Here is a 19573-nt window from a genome sequence, read left to right on the forward strand (position 1 = left end):
AAATTTAAAAATAAGTTATACAAATTTCTCTTCAGAACATGACATTAACTCTTCATTAACTCACTCAATCTTTACTTTACTGGTTATCATAACAACCTATTCTGATTGCTCTCCTAAAACTTTTATTTTTGTGTTTCCACGTTCAATATCTCCCTTTTTTAATCTATTTTTAAGGTTAAATTATTATCCGGAGTTCCATCAACGTTGATTGCATTGTAAGGTACAGTAAGCCAGCCGTTCTTATTCATTATAAATTTGAACTGATACGTTTTTCCTTTTTCAAACTGAGACTTTGGTAAGACCAGCTCAAAAGTATTGTTCTTTTTCAGATTCATATAATAGGTCTTATCATCCGGATTCCAGTCATTAAACGAGCCGGAAACCGAAATATTCCTGATAAATTCTATACTTTGATTTTCAGGAAATTGATAAGAAAAAACAACATTCTCTTTTTCTGTACGATACCCATAGATTTCTTTTTTAAGATTGGGATGAACAAGAGGTTCAGACTTTGTATATTCTTCTGCCAATGTGTAAGGATTCAGCAAATGCTTATCCATAATACCCGCAATCTGATTGATCACCTGATACATCACTGCAAATTCTTTATATCCGTTGTACATCAATACAACAGCCATATTTTTGTCCGGGAAAATTCTGTATGCACTCACATTTCCACCAGAAAAATGATAGGATTTTATATTATTAAAAGTTCCCATATCCCAGCCATGAGTGAAGGTGATGTCTTTATTTTTATATTCAAACGGTTTCCACATTAATTCTTGTGTGGCAGGTTTTAGAAAATCATTTTTGCTGAGATGGATACTCCATTGTAAAAAAGCAGGTAATGTAATGGCCAAACCATTCGCGGGATGTGCTCTTCTCCCTTCTACAAATGTAGATTTATCATATTGATGTTTCTCCTTGTTGTAACTATATTTTACAATTCTGTTGGGAATTTTTTCAATAGAATTGGATGAAAAGACCACCTGATTTTTAGAGTCCGAAAACTGATTCTTCACGATATACTCTTCAAATTTTTCTCCGGTTACTTTTTCAATGATCATAGATATCAGCATATAATTGGTCTGGTTATATCTGTAATCAGTTCCGGTTTCAAATTCCATTTTTTCTTTTGACAGCCTGGCAATCACTTCATCATTGGCTGTATCTGCTGCAATATCACTGAAGTTAATCCAGTCCGGTAATCCTGAAGAATGTGATAAAAGATTCTTCACCTGAATATTTTGCCATTCTGTGGGCACATGGTCTATATATTTTGAGATTTTATCTTCCAAAGATACTTTTCCCTGCTCAACGAGCTGAAAGAGCCCAACATTTGATATCAATTTTGTAGTAGAATATACCCTGAACATGGAATTGGCATCTACTTTTTTATCAGTCTCTAAGGTTTCCGTTCCATAGTATTTCTGGAAGGTTACTTTATTATTTGTAACGATTCCCACGGCTAATCCTGGTATTTCATTGATTTGGATAACCTTTTTTATATAGCTATCGATTGTTTTTGACTGGTCTGCGGTCTGGCTATGACCCGTAAAGAAAAAATTCAAAAAAAGTATCGTTAAAATGGATGGTTTCATGGTAATGTTTGTTTCTTACTACTCTATTAAAAACAATTATTAGTCTTATTATATTACATTGAAGAAAAAAACTTTATTCTCCGGGAATTAATTTGTCTGTTTCAAAACCTAATTCATTCAAATAATGAAGTCCGTTTTGTATTTCTATTGAATGAGTTCCCAACCATCCTTTTTTTAATCCCAATAAAATAAACTGTTTGATGTATTTGGGCTCATTAAGATTAACCTCATCTTCCGAGCCTGTAATTTTATTTATCAGCTTAACACCCGATTTTAAAGGCTGTCCCATCATATAATAATCGGCCGTCAGGAATTTAATGATTAAAGGAGTTTTTTTCTGACCATTTAAAAAAATTTTTACAGTCAGAGTATTGGTTGCTGTTTCAGAATGGAACTGGTCTGTCACAGAATACAGATACTCAATAGTATTAATGGTAATTTTCCTCAACTTATTTTTCATTGTCTCATTTTACCCAACTGATTTCTGCCTGAATTTTATTTTATTCTTTTTTCAAATCTATGAATGATGTTGTACTCTTTATCTTTAATGACAATATCATAATTTCCTTTATCAAGGATTAAAAAATGATGGTCTTGAGGCGTGTTGAGTTCAATGATATCGGCAGGAATTCCTTTTTGTTCAAATTCACCTTTTCGGTATGCAAAAACCATAACCGGATATGTTGAAAGTTGAGCAGCTGGAATTTTATAAAACTTTCTGTTTTCATGCAGCATCCAACCTGGCCTGCCTTTGATGTATTTTGTAACGGGATGAATGATTTTAATATCTGTATACAACTCTTTGTCCTCACCATTATAGATCATTTGGTTTTCATCTTTCAAAACAACTGGAACAGTATTATTTACCAATTTCAAAAGCGGTTCATTATACTTCAATAAGCTTTTTTCTGAAAACTGAGTTTGGTCTATGGTCAATGGATTGATCCCTGTCAAGTCTGAAAGCCGCCCAGCCATTGTCTTTTCCCAGGATTTATGAATACCTTCATAAGCATGCTGATACCCACAGTAAATCAGATATTTGCCTTCTTTATTTTGCTGCATAAAATTGAAAATATTTTTGGCTTCTCCAATTTCCCTTTCTTTATTATTGCCTTCAGCTTCGTAAGGAAAAAGCTTGAATCCAATTTTCAAAGCATTATAAATAAAGTTTCCGAATTCCGGTTCCTTAGAATAATATCCGCTGTTGAGGGTAGCAAATTTTACAGTATTTAGAGAATCTCCTTCCAGTGTTTCGATTCCTATGTATCTGTAGCCTCTATCATATAACCCCTGAAGTAAAGAAGATGCAAAAGTTCTGTGACTTGCATTGTGATGAGCCTCATTGATGATGATTATTTTCTCATCGTCTGCTTTTTTCAGGATATATTCTTTTGCATTGACCGGGATTAATTTTGTGAATTTCAGACTATCGGCAGTGTTTAGCTTTTTCACCCTTCCGAAAGTCTGGTCCCAACTTTCCAGTGCAGGTTTATAGTGTCCGCTTATGGAGTAATATGTTGCACCCATCTGGCTTCTCCAGGATTGACTTTGAGCAGGATCTTCCACCTTCTTTTTAATATCATCGGAAAACAGGTAAGGATTGTCCTGGCTATGGGCTGCAATGCTCAACAATAGTAAAGCCAGCGAATAAAAGAATTTCATGTTATGTAGTTTTTTATTGAATATTGTAGGTTAAAAATAAAAATTCTATTTCCTACTTTGATTTTAATCATTTTACGATCTAGAAAAATTTCTCGAGCCAGTCACTTCCCAGACGTTTGATCTTCTTGGTTTCCGGATCGAAGAGAATCCAAAGTGTACTTGAATCTACCACCAGCTCATCATTGCAGTAAAATTCCACTTTTCTTGGCTGTTTAGCTCCTTCAGGGACCATAGGATAGGTTCTTACTGTGATAATATCATTCAGATAAACCTGTTTTTTATATTGGATATGGTGATCCAGGAGCATCCAGGCATCGTTTACATATTCGGTTTGATATTTTAGAAGATCCCAGTGCTCTGCGGCCACTTCTTCCACCCAATGTACATATTGTACATTATTTACATGGTTGTTCTGATCAATATGTTCTTCTGTTACCTTTATCTGTTTTTCGTACATTAAATTCATGCTCATGAAAAGTTTACTCAAATTTATCATTTTAAAACAGAACGGTCTTCGTTCTATAAGAACAAAAATTTATTTTCTAAAATAAAAACGGAATCAGATGCTCTCTGATTCCGTTCAATATTCAGTATATTGAAATTATTATTTAGATTTTCCAGCAGGCTTAGCAGCAGTTGCCGTAGCACCTAATTTGGTTTTTACAATAGCCGTAATATCCTCACTTCCGTCCGTATAAAGCAGGTTATTAGCTTCCTGTGCTGCTGTATCAAATACATAGCTTAGATTTTTTTCTTTAGCAACAGCAAAAATAGCATCTCTTACTTTCTTTTGCAGTGGAGTAAGCATTTCATTTTGCTTGGCAGAAATATCTTTAGCTGCCTGCGCTCTAGTTTCTTCTATTTTTTTACCTAAACCTTGTAATTCTGTTTGTGCTGCAATCAGTTCTTTAGTTACTGCTTCTTTGTTAGACTCATTTAAGGTTTTTTCTTTATCCTGTGCCGTTTTCAGCTTAGTCTGATAATCATTGATCAGCTTTTCAATTTCAGTCTGTTTTGTTTTAGTCAGATTATCAATGGTAGTTCCTATAGTTTTTACTTCAGATAAACTTGCAAAAATTTCTTCTGTGTTTACACTTCCAATTTTCTGTTGAGCATTTACAGCATTTGCAGTAAGCGTTAATCCTAATGTAATAAAAAGTACTTTAATTAAATTCATTGTTTTAATAATATTTTTTCGTCCCCAAATATAATTCAAATTTTAATTACTTATCATATAACATTTATTCCTGAAAATCTGAATGAATTAAAAGCAGGCAAACAAAGAAAAACCTCCCCAATAAGGAAGGTTTAACATCAAAAAAATATGGAAAAAATGACTAATGGAATTGTGCGGTTTCTGTAGAATCTTTCATTGCTACAGTAGCTGAAGAACCGTTTGTAACAACATTCTGTATTTCATCAAAATACCCCGTCCCTACAAAAGACTGATGCTTCACCGCTCTGAATCCTTTCTGCTGCAGGGCAAACTCACGTTCCTGCAGTTCTGAGTATCCAGCCATTCCTCTTTCTTTATAAGCTAATGCCAATTCAAACATTGCTGTATTCAAAGCATGGAATCCTGCCAATGTAATAAACTGGAATTTGTACCCCATTTTTGCCAGCTCTTCACGGAAAGTAGACATCTCTTCCACGCTCAGCCTTGCCGCCCAGTTGAATGAAGGAGAACAGTTATAAGCAAGCATTTTCCCAGGGAATTTCGCATGAATTCCTTCTGCAAATCTTCTTGCCTGCTCCAGATCAGGATTTGAGGTTTCCATCCAGATCAGATCTGCATATGGAGCATAGGACAAACCTCTGTCGATTCCCTGCTCTACTCCGTTTCTTACTACATAAAATCCTTCAGCAGTTCTTTCTCCTGTTACGAATTTCTTATCTCTGTCATCAATATCAGAGGTCAGTAAATCCGCTGCATCCGCATCTGTTCTTGCAATAATAAGACTCGGAACTCCCAGTACATCGGCTGCCAGACGTGCTGCAATCAGTTTGTTGACTGCCTCCTGTGTTGGCACCAATACTTTTCCGCCCAGGTGTCCGCATTTTTTTGCAGAAGAAAGCTGATCTTCAAAGTGTACGGCAGCAGCTCCCGCTTCTATCATCTGCTTCATCAGTTCAAAAGCATTCAGGTTACCTCCAAAACCTGCTTCTGCATCTGCAATGATGGGTACCAGATATTCTTTATCTCCAGCTCCGCTCACAGATTGTACCTGATCTGCCCTCAGCAATGCATTATTAATTTTCTTTACCACAGAAGGCACTGAATTGGCGGGATACAGTGATTGATCCGGATACATTTCTCCCGATAAATTGGCATCTGCAGCCACCTGCCATCCTGAAAGGTAAATAGCTTCCAGTCCGGCATCTACTTCCTGCACGGCCTGATTGCCTGTAAGAGCTCCAAGTCCTGCCACATAATCCTGGTTATTTAATTTATTCCAGAATTTTTTGGACATTTCCGTAGCAATGGTATATTCTATGGTATAAGAACCGCGAAGTTTCAAAACTTCTGCTGCTGTATAGGGCCTTTTTACACCGTTCCAACGTGGATTTGTCAGCCAGTCTTGTTCTATAGCCTGGATTTGTTCTTGTCTTGTTTTCATAATATTTGGATTTTGTTTGATTAGATTTGAAAGTAATTTTGTTGCTAGATGCTGGTTCTATTGTTGTTTGTTAATTGATGATCTGATTTTCAACCAGCAACTATAAACCAGCAACCAATATTTTCACTAAATAAAAGGATAAGCTTTAAGGGTTAGAAATTCTTCAAAATTCTCAGAGAAGATCAGCTCATTGAAAAGTTCTTTGGCAAGGTTGAATTTTCCGTTTTTGAAACGGGTTTCGCCTACATATTTTTCAATATTGTCCATTTCTTCGCTTTCCCACTGTAAAATCATACTTCGGGTCAATGTTCTGTCATCACTTAACACCGCTTCATTTTTCAGCCATTGCCAGATCTGTGTTCTTGAAATCTCTGCTGTAGCAGCATCTTCCATCAGATTATAAATAGCAGCAGCACCGGTTCCCATCAGCCAGCTTTCGAGGTAGAGAATTCCTACGTTGATATTTTTTCTGACTCCTTTTTCGGTAATCTCACCTTTGGGAATTTCCAGCAGATTACTTTCTGTTATGTGATATTCAAATTTCTTGTCAATCTGATTTTTGGAAGGCATATGCTTGTCAAAAATTTCTTTTGCTACTGAAACTAAGGCTGGATGTGCTACCCAGGTTCCGTCATGACCATTTTTCACTTCCCGTTCTTTATCACTTCTTACCTTTTCAAAAGCAATATTATTGGCTTCATCATTGTCTTTTACAGGAATTTGAGCGGCCATTCCGCCGATAGCATGTACATTTCTCTTATGGCATATTTCGATGACTCTTTTTGAATAGGCACTCATAAAAGGAGAAGTCATGGTCACCTGATCTCTGTCCGGTACAATAAACTCCGGAAGGTTTCTGAATTTTTTGATATAGGAAAAAATATAATCCCATCTGCCGCAGTTCAGTCCTGCACTATGTTCTTTTAATTCAAATAAAATTTCATCAATCTGAAATGAAGCCGTAATGGTTTCGATCAAAACTGTGGCTTTAATTGTTCCCTGCTGAATTCCCAGATAGTTTTGGGCAAAGACAAAAACCTCATTCCACCAACGGGCTTCTTTATAATGTTCCAGTTTCGGAAGGTAGAAGTAAGGACCACTTCCCTTTTCTAAAAGCGACTTTGCATTTCTGAAAAAATACAGTCCAAAATCAATCAGCGAACCGGAAGCTTTTTCACCATTGATTTCAATATGCTTCTCCGGAAGGTGAAGACCACGTGGACGAACCTGTAAAACTGCAGGTTTTTCGTTAAGCTTATAAGTTTTTCCTGCTTCGTTTACAAAATCAATAGTACGGTTAATAGCATCAGAAAGATTAATCTGTCCCTGAATACAGTTTTCCCATACCGGCGAGCTGCTGTCTTCAAGATCTGCCATAAACGTAGAAGCCCCTGAATTTAATGCATTGATAATCATCTTGCGGTCTACAGGTCCTGTAATCTCTACTCTTCTGTCTGACAAATCTTCCGGCAAAGAGGCACATACCCAATTCCCATTACGGATTTCTTCTGTTTCTTTTAAAAATTCAGGAAGCTTTCCTTGATCAAAATTCTGCTGGGTATTTTTTCTTACTTTTAAAAGTTCCAGTCTTTTATGATTGAAGTTCTGATGAAGTGCAATCAGAAAATCCATCAAATCTGGAGTAAAAACTGCTTCAAACTGCTTCTGAGCTTTTATTTCTAATTGAGTCTTGGTTTCCATAACATATTGATTTTGTGATTTGATATTACAAACATAAATAAAAATTTTCACAAACAGCGAACGTTCGCTAAATTTATTCAAAAATTATTATGCGAATAATCGCATCTAATTATTTATATTTGAGTAATGAATTCAGAAAGTGACTTTATCAAAACAGTTTTCGGGTTAAAACTGAAACAGCAGAGACAAAAGAAAAACTGGTCTCTGCAGGATCTTGCTGTAAAGACAGGATTATCAAAATCTTATCTTAACGAAATTGAAAACGGAAAAAAATATCCCAAACACGATAAGATCATCCAGCTTTCTGAAGCACTGAGCTGTACGTTTGATGATCTGGTGTCCACCAAACTCGATAAAAGTCTGGCTCCTTTCAATGAAATTCTGCAGTCTGATTTTTTCAAAGAAGTACCATTGGAGCTGTTCGGAATCAACAAAAACAATCTTATCAGCATTATCAGTGATGCTCCCAAAAAGGTGACGGCTTTCATCAATGCCCTGATTGAGATTTCCCAGAATTATAATCTTGGCAAAGAAAGATTTTATTTTGCCGTATTAAGATCATTCCAGGAATTATATGACAATTATTTTCCGGAAATTGAAGAAAAAGTAAATCTGTTTACTCAGGAAAATCAGATAAAACCCGGCAAAAATTTAAAGTCTGAAATTCTGGAAAAAATTCTTACAGAAAAATTCAGCTATACGATTCAATCTGAAGATTTTGAAAAATATGGAACGCTGGATAACCTTCGTTCGCTTTTTATTCCGGAGAAAAAACTATTACTACTGAATCAAAAACTGGAAAAGGATCAGAAAACATTTATCCTCGCTAAAGAAATCGGCTTCAATGTTCTGGAACTAAAAATACGTCCAAACACCTATTCATGGCTTGACTTTGGAAGTTTTGAGGAAATTCTCAATAACTTTTATGCTTCTTATTTTGCAGGGGCTTTATTAATTTCAAAAGAGCCTGTCATTGAGAAGACATCAGAATTTTTTCAGCACAATACATGGGAATCTGAAAATTTTGAAAATCTTATTAACAGTTTTACCCGTTCCCCTGAAACGTTCTACTACCGACTGACTAATATTCTTTCGGCTGAAATGGGAATTAAAGATTTGTTTTATCTGTGTCTGGTAAAAAAGAAAAATTCGGATAAGATTCAGATTTTAAAAGAACTTCATCTGAACCATCAGCAGGCTCCTCATGCCAATGCAACCAACGAGCATTACTGCAGACGGTGGATTGCCGTGAAAAACCTTGATCATTTAAAAGAAAATGAAACATTGACGGATGCTCAGATCTCCCATTATAAAGACCAGGGAATAAGTTATCTTGTCATTTCCACTTCGCAAAAGAACCCTTTTTCAGACGGAAGCAACAGAAGCTATTGTTTGGGAATTTTATTGAATACTCAAACGATCAAAAAAATAAGCTTTATAAAATCTCCTTCTTTAAAAACGATCAATGTTGGAGTTACCTGTGAATCGTGCAGTATTGCAGATTGTGAAGTGAGGCAGGCTCCTCCGGTAAGGCTGGAAAAGGAACATTTTAACCTGAGTATGAAAAGTTCTGTGGAGAAGATAAGGAAGAGGTTTGAGAATTAAGGGATGAATGGTGAATCGTCAATCTGCTTCGCTTGCGAATTTTAAATATGTTTTGAGATACGTAATACATGTTTTAAATCTAAGAATAATACGTAAATCTTAAACGCAGAGTTCGCAAAGTTTTTATAATATTTTATAGTTTTTTCGGGCGCTATGGCGTTTCACTCAGCAAAGAAAAGTCTGTCCATCTGCTTAATGAAATGCCTTTACGAATAAATAATGTAGATTAATAAACATTCCGAACATTAGCGTTAATAATTATTCACTATTACCTTCGGAAAGCAAAAGTTGATTAGTACCAATACAAAACTAAATGATGAATGGTGAATCGTCAATTCGCTTCACTTGTGAATTTTTAATACTGCTATGAAATATTCGTTTATGAACTTTTTCACCTTCAATTCACTTACGAAGTAAAATTCACCATTGACTTAATTGACCTTTATTTCCTATCTTAGTACAAAACACAGTCATGATAGTAGATTTATTGTTTCCGAACCGTTGTATCCACTGCAACAAAATCATTGATTCTGAACTTTTGGTATGTGATCTTTGTTTTAGCCAGCTCCATTTTACCCACTATTCCTATTTTGAAAATAATCCGATTAAGGAGAAATGCAGTTTGTTTTTTCCTATTGAAAACACCTTTGCTTTACTGCAATTTGAAGAGGAGAGCTTAAGCCGGCAGATTATCCATGAGCTGAAATACAAAGGCCGGGAAAAAGCTGGAAAGATCCTTGCAGACTGGACCACAGAACGCCTGGACTTTAAGAACGAGAAACCTGATCTTTTGGTAAGTGTACCGCTTCATCCAAAAAAAATGAAGGAACGTGGATACAACCAGCTTCATTTATTCACAGAAACCTTAGCGGCATTTTATGACATCCCCTTTGATCATCAATTAATCAAAAGAAATCATTATTCAAAGGCACAGGCTTTAAAGGATAAGAAACACAGATTGGAAGCTGTCAACACATTCTCTATCACACAATCGGTTTCAGGAAAACATATTCTTCTGATTGATGATGTTTTTACCACAGGGAATACCGTTTCATCGGTTGCATGGGAAATTTTAAATGCCGGAAATAACAAAGTGAGTGTATTAGTAATAGCAATAGATGTTTAAGATAAGAAATGAGTCAGGAAATCTATTATGAATACGAGATTCAAATATGTAAAACCTTTCAATCACCCGACATTTTCATCGTTCAAATCTTTTTCTTAATTTTCCGGAAACTAAACCACTATGCCACATCTGCTTTTATTACACGGAGCTTTAGGTCACAGCGACATTTTCACGCCTTATCTGAAAACTATATCTCACTATTTTACAGTACACACTCCTTTGTTTTCAGGACATGGAGATCTGGAACTTCCGGCAGAGGGTATTAGTATTGAAAAGTATACTCAGGAGCTATCAGAATATTGTGAAGCAAATAATTTGACAGATGTATCTATTTTCGGGCACAGTATGGGTGGTTATGCGGCACTCTGTTACGCGATGAAGAATCCTGAAAATGTAAATTCTATTATAACGCTGGGAACAAAGTTTGACTGGACTGAGGAGCAGGCTTTAAAAGAAAGTAAAATGCTTAGTCCTGATGTCATTCTTGAGAAAATTCCACAATATGCTCAGGTTTTAGAATCACAACACGGATCAAAATGGAAGCAGCTTCTTCCTGCTATTGCTGATTTGATGATTGATTTAGGTAAAAATCCTCCGTTGGAAAATAATCTTGCGACGATTAATATTCCCATTCAAATCATGGTAGGAGATAAAGATAATATGGTAACTCTCGAAGAAAGCTCCAGGGTTTACAGAAGTCTTCCCAATGCAAAATTGGCCGTACTTCCAGACACAAAACATCCACTGGATAAAGTACGACCAAGTCTATTGTTGAACTTAATAAAAGATTTCTGGAATCTTTCTTAAATTATCTTTGAAGTTTTTCTCCGTAACTAAGATCTCCGGCATCTCCTAAACCAGGAGTAATATAACCTTTTGATGTTAACTCTTCATCAATAGCTCCTACCCAGATGTGAGCTTCAGGATAGGCATTCTGAATGGTTTCAACGCCTTGTTTTGATGCAATGGCTGCAACAATATGAAGCTGGGTTGGATTTCCATTGGTTAACAGGTCTTTGATTGCTTCAATTAAAGAAGCTCCTGTTGCCAGCATTGGGTCTGCTACAATCAAAGGTCTGCCTTCGATGCTTGGGCAAGTCAGATAATCCTGCTTGATTGAGAAATAATCGTTGGCATCATGTTTTCTGTAGGCAGCTACAAAACCGCAGTCGGCTCTGTCGAGATAGTTCAGAATTCCTTCAAACAATGGAACTCCCGCTCTTAAAATGGTTGTAATAACAGGCTGTACAGCAATTTCCCTGCTTTTAATTGTATCTAAAGGAGTTTGAATTTCAACTTCTCTGTACTCCAGACCTTTACTGATTTCAAAAGCGGCAATCTCCCCGATTCTTTCCATATTTCTTCTGAATCTCATTCGGTCATGCTGAACATTAACGTTTCTAAGTTCGTTAATCCATTCATTGACAAGAGAAAAGTTTTGCGATAAAATAGTAAGCATGAAAATTTTATTTTTAATTTCAGTTAATTGACATTAATTCCTACAAAATTACAACTAAAAAACGAATTGAAAGATTGGGCTAAATGAGAAACTCTGATCTGATTTTATAAAAAACTCCGGCAAGCTTCGCTTGCCGGAGTTTCCAATGAACACTTGTTCTTATTATTTTTGTCTGAAATATACTTCAATCGGAACTCCGGTAAATCCGAATTGTTTTCTCAACTGATTTTCAGTAAATCTTTTATAAGGTTCTTTCACATACTGTGGAAGGTTACAGAAAAACACAAACTGTGGTGACGGCGTAGGAAGCTGAACACAATATTTGATTTTAATATACTTCCCTTTCAATGCAGGTGGTGGCGTATTTTCGAAGATTGGAAGCATTACTTCATTCAGTTTTGAAGTTTTAATTTTCTTCTTACGGTCTTCATAAACCTCCATGGCTACTTCTACAGCCTTTAAGATTCTCTGCTTCGTTAAAGCTGAAACAAATAGGATTGGAATATCCTGGAACTGACCGATTTTATCTTTGATTGATTGTTCAAAATCACGCATTGTATTGGTCTGCTTGTCTTCAATCAAATCCCATTTATTCACAAGGATTACAATTCCTTTTCTGTTTTTCTGAGCCAGTCCGAAGATGTTCATATCCTGAGATTCCCATCCTTGTGTAGCATCCACCATAATGATTACTACGTCAGAATACTCGATAGAACGGATAGATCTCATTACAGAATAGAATTCAAGATCTTCGTTTACCTTAGATTTCCTTCTCATCCCTGCAGTATCTACCAATACAAATTCATGTCCGAATTTGTTATATAAAGTCTGGATACTGTCTCTTGTAGTTCCTGCAATATCCGTTACGATATTTCTTTCAACATCCAATAAAGCATTTGTCATTGTAGATTTTCCTACGTTTGGACGGCCTGCAATAGTGATTTTAGGTAATCCTTCGAAAGGATCTTTATATTCTGTTGTTGGAAAGTCTCTAACGATATCGTCTAAGATTTCTCCTGTTCCTGAACCGGTAGCAGAAGAAAGAGTGTAATATTTATCAATTCCTAACTGGTAGAATTCTGTTGCCGGAAGTTCTTCTTTTGCAGAATCTACTTTATTGATAACGATATAAATCGGTTTATTGGATCTTCTTAATAAACTGTAAATTTCGTAATCTGTATCAGTAAGTCCCTCTTCCACGTTCATCATAAAGATAATGGAAGTAGCCTCTTCTACAGCCAATTGTACCTGCTTACGGATTTCTTCTTCAAAGATATCATCTGTACCTACATCATAACCTCCGGTATCAATTACAGTAAAATCTACCCCGTTCCAGTCTGATTTTCCGTAGTGACGGTCTCTGGTAACACCGGCTGTAGAATCTACAATAGCTTCTCTTCTTTCTAATAAACGATTAAAAAGCGTGGATTTTCCTACGTTGGGACGTCCAACGATTGCGACAATATTTGACATAAAAAATGTTTAATAATCCTTCTGCTTATGCTCAGGACATGTTATTAATGGGTTACTCCAACTTTTGGAGCCCAATTTTTTGCAAAGATAAGATTTTATTATTTAACGAGGCTTTTAAGGATGGGAGCTGGAAGAAGAAGGCTGGAAGTTGCTATTCACCGGATAAAATATCATGTTCGTTAAGATTAAAATTGAACTGACAACATCTGTGAGTCTCCTATTTCAGGCTAAAGCATATTTTTTTGAAGATTTTTATCAGAAAATAATTATTTGGCAATCAATACATAAAGCAATTGCCCATGTATTATGTTAATTAATCTTTAATTTTGATTTTCATATTTAAAATAAATTCTATAATTTCGCAACATAGAAACAGACCTATAGTGTAACGGTAGCACTCCGGTTTTTGGTACCGTCAGTCGGGGTTCGAATCCCTGTGGGTCTACAAACCATCCTTTTTTAAGGATGGTTTTTGTTTTTTATATCTTTATGACAAATTCTTAAATTGTAATCCCGATCACGAATAACGACAGAACAGACCTATTTTTTTAATCCAGCACTCAAAAAATCCGAATAAAACTGAGTAAAATGACAGAATCAGAATTAAAAAACATCATGGAAGTATGTAATAACGCTACCCCATCTCCATGGACATCATATATTGAAGGCAGAGATTTCAATTCCGGATCCAGTTTTATAATGACTGGAGAAGAAAAGAGAGACTATGATATAGAATTCATTTCAATAAAACCTGAAGATCAGGATTTCATTGCTATGGCAAGAAACGTAATTCCACTGTTAGTAGAAGAAATTATTAAATTAAAAAGAAACCAATAAATAAAGTTTCTCCTGACCTTCATAGTCAACAATATAAAATAACAGGCTGCCTTTTCAAGACAGCCTGTTATTTTATATGATTAAAAAAGATTAAACCAGATCAAACCTATCCAGATTCATCACTTTTGTCCATGCTGCCACAAAGTCTTTTACAAATTTACCTTGTGCATCGGCACTTCCGTATACCTCAGCAATCGCTCTCAATTCGGAATTGGATCCGAAAACAAGATCAGCTCGGGTTGCGGTCCATTTTGGCTGGCCGGTTGAACGATCACTTCCCATATAAAGCTGCTGATCGTCTGACATAGCTTTCCATTGAGTTCCCATATCCAAAAGATTCACGAAGAAATCATTGGTAAGAACTCCCGGACGGCTGGTAAATACACCATGTTTTGAACCGTCAAAGTTGGTATCCAAAGTACGCATACCTCCTACTAATACAGTAAGTTCCGGAGCTGTAAGACTTAACAGTTGGGCTTTATCTATTAGTAAAGATTCTGTAGATACGGTAAATCTTCTTTTCAGGTAATTACGGAATCCATCGGCAATAGGCTCTAGATATCCCATAGATTCTACATCGGTTTGTTCCTGAGAAGCATCCATTCTTCCCGGAGCAAATGGAACTTTCACATCCTGTCCTGCATTTCTTGCAGCAACTTCAACCGCAGCATTACCTGCCAGAACAATAAGATCAGCTAAAGAGATTTTCTTACCTCCGTTTTGAGAATCGTTGAATTCTTTCTGGATTCCTTCCAATACTCCTAATACTTTATTCAGCTGTGAAGGATTATTCACTTCCCAGTTTCTTTGAGGTTCCAATCTTATTCTGGCTCCATTGGCACCCCCACGCTTATCACTTCCTCTGAAAGTAGAAGCAGAAGCCCAGGCTGTAGATATCAGTTCAGCATTGCTTAATCCTGAATTTAAAACTTTTGATTTTAATGCTTCCACATCATTTCCGTCAACCAGTTCATGATTCACTTCCGGAATAGGATCCTGCCAGATCAGTTCTTCCTGTGGTACATCTGGTCCCAAATAACGGGCACGCGGTCCCATATCTCTGTGTGTAAGCTTAAACCATGCTCTTGAAAAGGCATCGGCAAATGCATCAGGATTTTCGTAAAAATGTCTAGAAATTTTTTCATAAGCAGGGTCCAGTCTCAATGAAAGGTCCGTTGTAAGCATTGTTGGTTTATGCTTTTTAGAAGAATCGAATGCATCAGGAATAATATCAGCACCATCCTTTGCTACCCATTGGTGAGCTCCGGCAGGACTTTTTGTCAATTCCCATTCATTTTCAAAAAGGTTTTTAAAGAAATAATTACTCCATTGAGTCGGCGTTTCTGTCCAGGTCACTTCCAGGCCACTGGAAATAGCGTCTTTACCACTTCCGGATTTATAGCTGCTTGACCATCCTAATCCCTGCTGTTCAATTCCTGCTCCTTCAGGTTCTTTGCCAACATGATCTGCAGGACCAGCCCCGTGGGTTTTACCAAAAGTATGTCCTCCGGCGATCAAAGCAACCGTTTCTTCATCGTTCATTGCCATACGGCCGAAAGTATCACGGATATCTTTAGCGGCAGCAATAGGATCTGGATTTCCGTCCGGACCTTCAGGGTTTACATAAATAAGTCCCATTTGTACGGCTGCCAATGGATTTTCAAGGTTTCTTGAATGAATATCTCCGTCTGCATTATCATCAGTAGGAAGAACTGCTGAATGTCCTTCTACAACTCCTTCTGAACCGTGGGCATAACGTAAGTCACCTCCCAGCCACGTCTTTTCTGATCCCCAATATACATCGGAATCCGGTTCCCAAACATCGGCACGTCCTCCTGCAAATCCAAATGTTTTGAAGCCCATTGATTCAAGGGCAATATTTCCGGTAAGAATCAAAAGGTCTGCCCAGGAGATATTTCTGCCATATTTCTGCTTAATCGGCCATAATAATCTTCTCGCTTTATCAAGGCTTACATTATCCGGCCAGCTGTTTAAGGGTGCGAAACGCTGTTGGCCAGCCCCTGCTCCGCCTCTACCATCTCCTACCCGATAGGTACCTGCGCTGTGCCAGGCCATACGGATAAATAAAGGACCATAATGACCAAAATCTGCCGGCCACCAGTCTTGAGAATCTGTCATTAATGCATGAAGATCTTTTTTTACGGCCTCCAGATCCAGGCTTTCGAATGCTTTGGCATAGTCAAAATCTTTGTCCATAGGATCTGAAAGGGAGGAATGCTGGCGCAGAAGATCTACTCTAAGCTGATCCGGCCACCAATCAGAATTTTGGGTTCCACCGCCTGCTACACTCTTCTTCATTGTTCCGTTATGAAACGGGCATTTACTGATGTCATTCAAATCGTTTTCCATTGTCGTTTATTTTATTTTTATATTGATTAATACAGTTTAAATTCTCTGTTATAAGAATATGACAAACCTACAACGTTTGGGTAATAAATACAATCTATTAATTTTTATTTCAACGATAGTCAAAAACTATAAACATGTATTTCCGACTGCATGAGAATTAAGACTAAATTGTGGTATTAAGTTAATCATTTTTCAGATTAACTTAAATAAAAACAGCAGTATAGGGCTCAATTTAGAATTACTCAACGTAAGAATTTTATGGAAAAAGGAAGAAAGGAAGCTTGAAGAGGAAAGTTTGATGATTGCCGGAAAATATTTGATTAATATTTATAAAAATTGAAAAAAACGAGCTATTTCAAGAACTTCTAAAAGCACCTCCAACCTCACTCTTAAAGCTTCCGATTTTATCTCACTAAAAATAAATTAACTACCTTTATCATTACCAAACATGAAACACCTGCTATGAAAAAAATAATTGTTATCATTCTTGTTGCTTTTATCATCATTCAGTTTTTTCCTATTGACAAAACAAATCCGCCTCCTACACCCGGCATGGATTTTCTTAAGATCAAAAACACTCCGGAAAAAATTGCCCGTACCATCAGAACTTCTTGTTACGACTGTCATTCCAATGAAACAGCATATCCATGGTATACCAATATTTCCCCGGCTTCATGGTGGGTAAAAAATCATATTAATGAAGGCAGGAAACATCTTAATTTTTCTACCTTTGCAGTATATGAACCTAAAAGACAGCTTCATAAACTGGAGGAATCTATAGAAATGGTTGAAAAAAAAGAAATGCCGCTTGAGTCTTATTATTTAGGACATCAGAATGCCAAACTCTCGGATGAACAGCGTGCAGAACTTATCCAATACTTTAAAAAAGTAAAAGAAGATACCGAAAGAAGAATCATGTTTAATAAATAAAGTCGTGGAAAACTGGGAAAATAAACATATTGTGTTTTTTGACGGAGATTGCGGAGTCTGTAATTTCTGGGTACAGTGGATTTTGGAGCGTGACAAGAAAGACCAATTCATGTTTGCTTCTCTACAATCTGATTTCGGGCAACAATTTTTATCCGAAAGAGGCCTGGAAACTAATATATTCAATACCCTGTATCTATGGAAGCCCGGACGGTATTATCAAATCAAATCAAGGGCAGTACTGGAAATCGCTAACTTATTGGGAGGAGTTTATAAACTTTCCTTTATTGGAAAAATTATACCTGCTTTTTTAAGCGACAAAGTATATGATACTATTTCCAGAAACAGGATGAAACTTGCCAATCAGAAGTGTTATTTACCGGATCAGCATCAGAAGAAAAAGTTTATTCAGGTGTAGTTTCTCTTATATACAATTTCCTTCAGATTATATAAAATACCATTCCGTAAGAAAAACCGGACAACCTAACATTAAAATGATGTGTTGCGGAGATTCCTACGGAATGACAAACTTGATGGATAAGTAAACAAACTGGGATTGATTATAAAAATAATTCTATCACCCGCTTATTACTTATCACTTATTACTTATCACTTATAAATTCAGTGACCACACAGAATAAGAGTTTGGCGGGCATTGAATTTTCACCCATTTATCTCCCTGAGTTGTAGGATACCAGCCTGAGTGTCCGGTGAAATCTTTGATCTGCTGGCTGCTCCAATTGGTTTCTACCCATCTTTCCTGCCAGTTTGATGATGTATTGATATAAACAACCAGCCCGGGATTTCCATTATATCCGTTTCGTCTTGCGATATATTCATCATTATCGGTATACAGAATAGAAGTTGTTCCGGTAGCTTTATTGTTATGAATCCAGATCAGGTTATTTAGTCTTTCTTTGTTCAGCCATTCTTCATAATCTCTGTAAAAAATGGTTGGATATCCTTCATGAGTCAAAATATAGGCATAGGCCGGCATTTTATTGTTAATAATATCTGTGTCGTGATTGGCTACAAAAGTGACTGCTTTGTATGGATTTCTTTTCCACATCATATCATCATTCAGAACATTCAAATTTCCGTTGTCAAATGCCTCGTCCATTTTATAATAAGCTGCAAAATCAAATACAGAGCTGTTCGCATTATTGGCCCACCATTCCAATGTATTTACGTTGGAATCCCATAGTTCACCAACAGAAAATCCACCTACATTGGAATTCCAGGTATTGACAACCCAAGGACCGAAACCTTTAACGTAATCGAACCTCCAGCCATCAAATTTCATCACATTCTTATAATATTTGGCAACAGAATCGTCTCTACCCCAAAGCCAGTCCTGCACATGAGGGTTGGCATGAGACAGATCGGGAAATCCACCAAAAGCTCCTTCATCATTGTTTCCGTAAGCATTTTTATAAAAATCATTGTAGTTTCTCTGAAATTTTCCGGAAGCAACGCCTGAAAAATCAGTCCAGGTATTCGTTCCTGTAAAAGGATTGGCTTCGGATTGTCCGCCACTATTATGATTGATCACAATATCTGCGTACACCTGCATACTTTCTGCGTGCGCTTTTGTAATCAGTGCTTCAAGTTCTGTTCTTGATCCGAAACGGGTTTCCACGCTTCCATTTTGATTAAAATTTCCAAAATCATAATAATCTGTAGGATCATATCCCATAGAGTAAGCTCCGTTCTGCGCTTTTGAAGCTGGAGGAAGCCATACGGCACCAATTCCGGCATCGGACCATGCAGTTAATTTATCTTTAACAGTGTTCCACCAGTTTCCCCCTTCAGGAACATCCCAGTAAAAGCCCTGCATCAAAACTCCTCCACCTGGTCCTGCTATAAACTTCCCCTGCATAGATCCGGAATCATTTCCGGTACTGAAAGGGCGGCCGTCATGATGAGTGACATTCACAGTTTTGTTATGAACTTCTTCCTGCCCGGAAGTCTCCGTAATCAATTCATCCCTGTTCTGACAAGAGTTAACCAGTGCTAAAGCCAATAGGGAAAGGAAAAAATATGTTTTTTTCATCGTAATAATTAATTATCAATCTATTAAACAAGATACAATTTTATTGAAAACAAATTCAAACGAATGGGAAATATTTTAATTTTTAATAATAAATCAAGAAGAAAGCCATTTAAAATTTTCATTAAAAAATCATAAATTTTT

Annotated in this window: 17 protein-coding genes and 1 tRNA gene; 7 read left to right on the plus strand and 11 right to left on the minus strand. The window is 36.6% G+C overall.

The window, feature by feature from the left end:
- Nucleotides 1-158: 158 nt before the first annotated feature.
- From CHRYMOREF3P_RS09710 to aceB, 7 genes are all read right to left on the minus strand, one after another.
- Entirely contained in the window at nucleotides 159-1601 is a 1443-nt protein-coding gene (locus CHRYMOREF3P_RS09710; RefSeq protein ID WP_077419123.1) for a serine hydrolase, read from the minus strand.
- A gap of 73 nt (nucleotides 1602-1674) precedes the next feature.
- Nucleotides 1675-2061 (minus strand): hypothetical protein, encoded by a 387-nt coding sequence (locus CHRYMOREF3P_RS09715; RefSeq protein ID WP_180564499.1) that lies wholly within the window; start codon nucleotides 2059-2061, stop codon nucleotides 1675-1677.
- A gap of 35 nt (nucleotides 2062-2096) precedes the next feature.
- Nucleotides 2097-3263 (minus strand): hypothetical protein, encoded by a 1167-nt coding sequence (locus tag CHRYMOREF3P_RS09720; RefSeq protein ID WP_180564500.1) that lies wholly within the window; start codon nucleotides 3261-3263, stop codon nucleotides 2097-2099.
- Nucleotides 3264-3342: 79 nt separating this feature from the next.
- Nucleotides 3343-3750 (minus strand): acyl-CoA thioesterase, encoded by a 408-nt coding sequence (locus tag CHRYMOREF3P_RS09725; protein WP_232538998.1) that lies wholly within the window; start codon nucleotides 3748-3750, stop codon nucleotides 3343-3345.
- Nucleotides 3751-3867: 117 nt separating this feature from the next.
- Complete coding sequence (locus CHRYMOREF3P_RS09730) at nucleotides 3868-4440, minus strand: OmpH family outer membrane protein (protein WP_180564501.1); 573 nt, start codon at nucleotides 4438-4440, stop codon at nucleotides 3868-3870.
- A 160-nt stretch (nucleotides 4441-4600) separates the two neighbouring features.
- The gene (gene aceA / locus CHRYMOREF3P_RS09735) at nucleotides 4601-5881 is read right to left on the minus strand and encodes an isocitrate lyase (protein ID WP_077419119.1); all 1281 of its coding nucleotides are present in this window, start codon (nucleotides 5879-5881) and stop codon (nucleotides 4601-4603) included.
- A gap of 126 nt (nucleotides 5882-6007) precedes the next feature.
- A complete protein-coding gene (gene aceB / locus CHRYMOREF3P_RS09740; RefSeq protein ID WP_180564502.1) occupies nucleotides 6008-7582 on the minus strand; it encodes a malate synthase A in 1575 nt (524 codons plus the stop codon).
- Between the two features lie 126 nt (nucleotides 7583-7708).
- On the opposite strand from aceB, the gene CHRYMOREF3P_RS09745 reads away from it, so the two are divergent.
- From CHRYMOREF3P_RS09745 to CHRYMOREF3P_RS09755, 3 genes are all read left to right on the plus strand, one after another.
- Nucleotides 7709-9187, plus strand: coding sequence for a helix-turn-helix domain-containing protein (locus CHRYMOREF3P_RS09745; RefSeq protein ID WP_180564503.1), 1479 nt, complete (start codon nucleotides 7709-7711; stop codon nucleotides 9185-9187).
- A 472-nt stretch (nucleotides 9188-9659) separates the two neighbouring features.
- Nucleotides 9660-10313, plus strand: coding sequence for a ComF family protein (locus CHRYMOREF3P_RS09750; protein WP_180564504.1), 654 nt, complete (start codon nucleotides 9660-9662; stop codon nucleotides 10311-10313).
- Between the two features lie 120 nt (nucleotides 10314-10433).
- Nucleotides 10434-11120: an alpha/beta fold hydrolase gene (locus CHRYMOREF3P_RS09755; protein WP_180564505.1), complete on the plus strand. Its 687-nt coding sequence runs from the start codon at nucleotides 10434-10436 to the stop codon at nucleotides 11118-11120.
- Between the two features lies 1 nt (nucleotide 11121).
- On the opposite strand, the gene upp is transcribed toward CHRYMOREF3P_RS09755, so the two are convergent.
- On the minus strand, nucleotides 11122-11772 hold the full coding sequence (upp, locus tag CHRYMOREF3P_RS09760) for a uracil phosphoribosyltransferase (RefSeq protein WP_180564506.1): 651 nt from the start codon (nucleotides 11770-11772) through the stop codon (nucleotides 11122-11124).
- A gap of 162 nt (nucleotides 11773-11934) precedes the next feature.
- Entirely contained in the window at nucleotides 11935-13245 is a 1311-nt protein-coding gene (der, locus tag CHRYMOREF3P_RS09765) for a ribosome biogenesis GTPase Der (RefSeq protein ID WP_077419113.1), read from the minus strand.
- Nucleotides 13246-13619: 374 nt separating this feature from the next.
- Between der and CHRYMOREF3P_RS09770 the strand changes: the two genes are divergently transcribed.
- Together CHRYMOREF3P_RS09770 and CHRYMOREF3P_RS09775 are read left to right on the plus strand one after the other, a co-directional pair.
- A tRNA-Gln gene (locus CHRYMOREF3P_RS09770) sits at nucleotides 13620-13690 on the plus strand.
- 143 nt (nucleotides 13691-13833) lie between these two features.
- The gene (locus CHRYMOREF3P_RS09775) at nucleotides 13834-14082 is read left to right on the plus strand and encodes a hypothetical protein (RefSeq protein ID WP_198424133.1); all 249 of its coding nucleotides are present in this window, start codon (nucleotides 13834-13836) and stop codon (nucleotides 14080-14082) included.
- Nucleotides 14083-14172: 90 nt separating this feature from the next.
- Here the strand turns inward: CHRYMOREF3P_RS09775 and katG are convergent, their stop codons facing one another.
- Nucleotides 14173-16452 carry a catalase/peroxidase HPI gene (gene katG, locus CHRYMOREF3P_RS09780; protein ID WP_180564507.1) on the minus strand — a complete coding sequence of 760 codons (2280 nt, stop codon included), beginning with the start codon at nucleotides 16450-16452 and terminating at the stop codon, nucleotides 14173-14175.
- A 462-nt stretch (nucleotides 16453-16914) separates the two neighbouring features.
- Here katG and CHRYMOREF3P_RS09785 point away from each other — a divergent pair, with 462 nt between their 5' ends.
- Nucleotides 16915-17382: a heme-binding domain-containing protein gene (locus tag CHRYMOREF3P_RS09785; RefSeq protein ID WP_077419096.1), complete on the plus strand. Its 468-nt coding sequence runs from the start codon at nucleotides 16915-16917 to the stop codon at nucleotides 17380-17382.
- 4 nt (nucleotides 17383-17386) lie between these two features.
- Complete coding sequence (locus CHRYMOREF3P_RS09790) at nucleotides 17387-17797, plus strand: thiol-disulfide oxidoreductase DCC family protein (protein ID WP_180564508.1); 411 nt, start codon at nucleotides 17387-17389, stop codon at nucleotides 17795-17797.
- 195 nt (nucleotides 17798-17992) lie between these two features.
- On the opposite strand, the gene CHRYMOREF3P_RS09795 is transcribed toward CHRYMOREF3P_RS09790, so the two are convergent.
- Complete coding sequence (locus CHRYMOREF3P_RS09795) at nucleotides 17993-19432, minus strand: alpha-amylase (protein WP_180564509.1); 1440 nt, start codon at nucleotides 19430-19432, stop codon at nucleotides 17993-17995.
- Nucleotides 19433-19573 lie beyond the last annotated feature (141 nt).

The organism is Chryseobacterium sp. JV274 (assembly GCF_903969135.1).
Classification (GTDB): Bacteria; Bacteroidota; Bacteroidia; order Flavobacteriales; family Weeksellaceae; genus Chryseobacterium.